Source organism: Stenotrophomonas sp. HMWF023 (assembly GCF_003060985.1).
GTDB lineage: Bacteria > Pseudomonadota > Gammaproteobacteria > Xanthomonadales > Xanthomonadaceae > Stenotrophomonas > Stenotrophomonas lactitubi.
In genome coordinates, this window is the sequence record NZ_QAIJ01000358.1 from 1 (window position 1) to 5,086 (window position 5,086).

3 protein-coding genes and 1 pseudogene are annotated in these 5,086 nt (G+C 66.0%); all 4 read left to right on the top strand.

What is annotated here, in order from left to right; all coding sequences use genetic code 11:
* Positions 1-127, top strand: a pseudogene (locus tag DBR20_RS23700) (M23 family peptidase); the annotation flags it as partial.
* Between the two features lie 74 nt (positions 128-201).
* A complete protein-coding gene (locus DBR20_RS21730) occupies positions 202-1,806 on the top strand; it encodes a peptide chain release factor 3 (RefSeq protein WP_108268412.1) in 1,605 nt (534 codons plus the stop codon).
* Between the two features lie 96 nt (positions 1,807-1,902).
* A complete protein-coding gene (locus DBR20_RS21735; protein ID WP_108268414.1) occupies positions 1,903-2,541 on the top strand; it encodes a hemolysin III family protein in 639 nt (212 codons plus the stop codon).
* A gap of 112 nt (positions 2,542-2,653) precedes the next feature.
* A complete protein-coding gene (locus DBR20_RS21740; protein ID WP_108268416.1) occupies positions 2,654-4,627 on the top strand; it encodes an AsmA family protein in 1,974 nt (657 codons plus the stop codon).
* The last annotated feature ends 459 nt before the right edge of the window (positions 4,628-5,086 follow it).

The following is a 5,086-nucleotide window of genomic DNA, read 5'->3' on the forward strand; positions in this document are numbered from 1 at the left end:
CCTGCACTTCGTGGTGCAGCGCAACCGGGGCATGGGCCTGCGTTCGGTGCCGGTGCGCATCCTCGCCCCACAGGGCGAATTGCACTTCGCCCGCGAGGGCCGCGGCGACGCCAGCGCCGGGCGCTGACCCGCCGACGCCGGCAGGCCGGTATAATCGGGCGCTTATCTCTTTGAAAAGCGCCCCGTGCGGGCGCCACTGCCATGTCCGAAGTCGCCACCGAAGCGTCGCGTCGCCGCACGTTCGCCATCATTTCCCACCCTGACGCCGGCAAGACCACGCTGACCGAAAAGCTGCTGCTGTTCGGCGGCGCGATCCAGATGGCCGGCTCGGTGAAGGGCCGCAAGGCTGCCCGCCACGCCACCTCGGACTGGATGGCGCTGGAAAAGGAGCGCGGCATCTCCGTCACCTCCTCGGTGATGCAGTTCCCGTACGAGGGCAAGATCATCAACCTGCTCGACACCCCGGGCCACGCCGACTTCGGCGAGGACACCTACCGCGTGCTGACCGCGGTGGACTCGGCGCTGATGGTGATCGACGTGGCCAAGGGCGTGGAAGAGCGCACCATCAAGCTGATGGAAGTGTGCCGCCTGCGCGACACCCCGATCATGACCTTCATCAACAAGCTCGATCGCGAGGGCAAGGAGCCGATCGACCTGCTGGATGAGGTTGAAAGCGTGCTCGGCATCCAGTGCGCACCGGTCACCTGGCCGATCGGCATGGGCCAGCGCCTGAAGGGCGTGGTCCACCTGATCACCGGCGAAGTGCACCTGTACGAACAGGGTCGCAACTTCACCCGTCAGGATTCGACCATCTTCCCGTCGATCGATTCGCCCGGGCTGGCCGAGAAGATCGGCGAGCGGATGCTGGCCGATCTGCGCGACGAACTGGAACTGGTGCAGGGTGCCAGCCACCCGTTCGACCTGCAGGCCTACCGGGCCGGCAAGCAGACCCCGGTGTTCTTCGGTTCGGGCGTGAACAACTTCGGCGTACAGCCGCTGCTGGACTTCTTCGTTGAACACGCACCGTCGCCGCAGGCGCGCTCCACCACCGGCCGCGAAGTCGCCCCGCAGGAGCCGAAGCTGACCGGTTTCGTGTTCAAGATCCAGGCCAACATGGATCCGCAGCACCGTGACCGCGTAGCCTTCATGCGCGTCTGCTCGGGCCGGTTCAGCGCCGGCATGAAGACCCTGCACGTGCGCACCGGCAAGGACATGAAGCTGGCCAATGCGCTGACCTTCATGGCCAGCGACCGTGAAATCGCCGCCGAGGCGTGGCCGGGCGATGTGATTGGCATCCACAACCACGGCACCATTTCCATCGGTGACACCTTCACCGAAGGCGAAGCGATCACCTTCACCGGCATCCCCAACTTCGCTCCGGAACTGTTCCGTCGCGCCCGGCTGCGCGATCCGCTCAAGCTCAAGCAGCTGCAGAAGGGCCTGGCACAGTTGTCCGAGGAAGGCGCGACCCAGTTCTTCCGTCCGTTGACCAGCAACGACCTGATTCTGGGCGCGGTGGGCGTGCTGCAGTTCGATGTGGCTGCCTACCGCCTGAAGGACGAATACGGCGTGGAAGCCACCTTCGAGCAGGTCAGCGTGACCACCGCGCGCTGGGTCCACTGCAGCAACGAGAAGAAGCTGGAGGAGTTCCGCGAGAAGAATGCGCTGAACCTGGCCCTCGACGCCGCCGGCCACCTGGTCTACCTGGCACCGACCCGGGTCAACCTGCAACTGGCGCAGGAGCGCGCGCCGGATGTGCGTTTCTCGGCAACCCGGGAAGCCGCGCATACGGTCACCGGCAACTGATCGCAGCAACCATACGGTGGCGGGGGTGCACGCGCCCGCCATCGCGGCGATGATAGGGGGGTGCGGGTCCCCCTCCCTGCAGACGATGCCCATGCCATGTCCACGACTTCTGTTGCTTCGATCCGTGAAGAAATTGCCAGCGCCCTGACCCACGGGCTGGGTGCGGTGCTTGCCCTGGCCGCCAGCGCGGTACTGATCACCCTGGCCGCGATCTACGGCGATGGCTGGCAGCTGGCCAGCGCGATCGTGTTCGGCATCGCCCTGCTGCTGCTGTACACCGCCTCCACGCTGTACCACGCCATCCAGCACCCGCAGGCCAAGGGCCGCCTGAAGGTGTTCGACCATTGCGCGATCTATGTGCTGATCGCCGGCACCTATACCCCGTTCACCCTGATCGGCCTGCGTGGTCCCTGGGGCTGGGGCATGTTCACCGCGATCTGGGCGCTGGCGCTCGGTGGCGTGGTGTTCAAGCTGTTCTACACCGGCCGCTTCAAGCTGCTGTCCACGGTGATCTACATCTCCATGGGCTGGCTGGTGGTGGTGGCGATCAAGCCGATGTGGGCCTCGATCGATGGCGGCACCCTCGCCTGGCTGTTCGGCGGCGGCCTGTCCTACACGCTGGGCACCTACTTCTATCACCGCGAATCCATCCCCTATTCGCATGCGATCTGGCATCTGTTCGTGATCGGCGGCAGCGTCTGCCACTTCGTCGCAGTGACCCGACAGGTGCTGTGACCACAGTCAGGCGGTAACGCCGGGCCCTGCCGGGCAAGCAGGCGTCGACTCTGCACGCCATGCACATGATCGCTTCGCGCCCCGTCCACCGCGACGGGGCAACCATGGCAGCGTGAATGCTGCCTCTGCTCCTGCTGCTTCCAAGGCGTCGCGCTGGCGCCTGCGTCGCCCCGGTCCACGCGGGCAGCGCTGGCTCGCCGTGCTGGTATTCCTGTTCGCGGCGATCCTGGTCCTCATCGCCCTGTGGGACTGGAACTGGTTCAAGGGTCCGGTGGAACGTGCGGTGCAGGCCCGTACCGGGCGCGCCCTGCACATCGGCAACCTGGACGTCGACCTCGGCCGCACCACCACCGTGCGCGCCGACACCCTCACCTTCTCCAATGCGTCGTGGGCGAAACAGCCGAACATGGCCAGCGCCGACCGGGTCGAGATCGACGTGCGCGTGTGGCCACTGCTGCGCGGCAACGTGCAGCTTCCCGAAGTGCGCCTGACCCGCCCTGACGTACTGCTGGAGACAGCGCCGCGCAAAGGTGACCCGGGCAACTGGAATTTCCTCGGCGACAGCAAGGGCGGCGCCACACCGCAGCTCAAGCGCCTGCACATTGATGATGGCCGCCTGCAGTTCCTCGACGCACTGGGCCGCACCGATATCCTGGTGAACGTGCGCAGCGGGCAACCCAAACAGGCCGACGCTGCACCACCGTTGCTGGTGGCCGGCAAAGGCCGCTGGCGGGGCAACCCCTTCATCCTGAGCGGCGGCACCGAATCGCCGCTGGAACTGACCGACAGCGGCCATCCCTTCCGCATCCACCTTGATGGCCGTGCCGGCGCCACCCATGCCGTTGCCACCGGCACCTTGACCAACCCGTTCCAGCTGCAGGTGTTCGACCTGCAGTTCGCGCTGAGCGGCAAAGACCTGGCCGACCTGTATCCATTGCTGGGCATCGCCATTCCGCCCTCCCCACCGTATGCCCTGGATGGCCGCCTGAAGCGCGAGCATCAGACATGGCGCTACGAGCGCTTCACCGGCAAAGTCGGCGACAGTGATCTGGGGGGCGATGTGCAGTTCGACGTCTCCCGGGAACGTCCGAGGATGACCGCGAACCTGGTATCGCGTCGTCTTGATTTCGATGATCTTGCCGGCTTCGTCGGCGCCCCGCCGAAAACCGGCGGCGGCGAGACCGCCAATGCAGAACAGAGGGCCGAGGCTGCGCGCGTGGCCGCCAGCGCAAAGGTGCTGCCGGCTACGCCGTACAACCTGGGCAAGCTGCGTGCGATGGATGCCGACGTGCGCTGGAAGGCCCAGCGCATCAATGCGCCGAAGCTGCCGCTGGACGACATGGATGCGCATCTGCTGCTGGATGATGGTGTGCTGCGGCTGGACCCGCTGAACTTCGGCGTTGCCGGTGGTGACATCCGCAGCACGATCCGGATGGACGCACGACGCCCACAGATCGCTACTTCGTTGAAGGCCAGCGTGCGCGGCGTGCAGCTGGGCCAGCTGTTCCCCGATGCCAAGCTGGCCGAGCAGGCCAAGGGTGGTATCAGCGGCGACATTGATCTGACCGGCAACGGCAACTCGATCGCGGCGATGCTCGGCAGCAGCAGCGGCAACGTGGCGTTGGGCATGGGCCGCGGCCATGTCGGCAACCTGCTGATGGAAGTGGCGGGGCTGGACATCACCGAATCGCTGAAATTCCTGTTCACCGGCGACAAACAGATTCCGCTGCGCTGCGCCTTCGCCGATTTCGGCGTGCGCGAGGGCCTGATGCATACCCGTGCAATGGCAGTGGACACCACCGACACGATCATCCTCGGTGAAGGCGATGTCAGCCTGCGCGATGAAACGCTGGACCTGCTGCTGAAGCCACGACCGAAGGACAGGAGCATCCTGGTACTGCGCTCGCCGCTGCGCATCGGCGGCACCTTCAAGGACCCGTCGTTCCGCCCGGACTTCAAGGCACTGGGTATCCGTGGTGCGGTGGCGCTGACGCTGGGCAGCATCGCGCCGCCGGCGGCACTGCTGGCCACCATCGAACTGGGCCCGGGCAAGGATGCCGACTGCGGTGGGCACTACGCGAAATAGAGCGGGCGTTCGGCGCGTTTGTTGATCTTGGCTTGAGGGGGACGGGTGGCCCAGGCAGGACACGCCGTGAACCCATCCATGGGGGCTCGATGGCGCCATCCATGGCGCCAACGGTCCTGCCTGGGCCACCCGTCCCCCTCCTGACAGTTTCCTGCGCGCGCGGAACGAGAGCAGGAATTCAGAATCAAAAGAAGAAAGCAGAATCAAAAGCAGTGCCAACCGAGGTTGGCGTCTACCAAGCCAGATCAAGCTGAATCAAGTACCGGCCGCGCTCACCGGAACGTGTCCTGAGGCGGAGGGCATGGCCGTGCAGGACCGTTGGCGCCATGGGCCCGGCGCATGCGCCGGGCGGGTTGGGCAGGACGCCCAACCCCGGTCTTGCCGTGTGCGCAGGACAGCGCACACGAGCAAGGCGCCATCGAGCCCCCATGGATGGGTTTACGGCGTGTCCTGCACGGC

Coding starts and splice junctions, on each gene's coding strand:
- DBR20_RS21730 (WP_108268412.1), top strand. CDS start 202: ATGTCCGAAGTCGCCACCGAAGCGTCGCGTCGCCGCACGTTCGCCATC.
- DBR20_RS21735 (WP_108268414.1), top strand. CDS start 1,903: ATGTCCACGACTTCTGTTGCTTCGATCCGTGAAGAAATTGCCAGCGCC.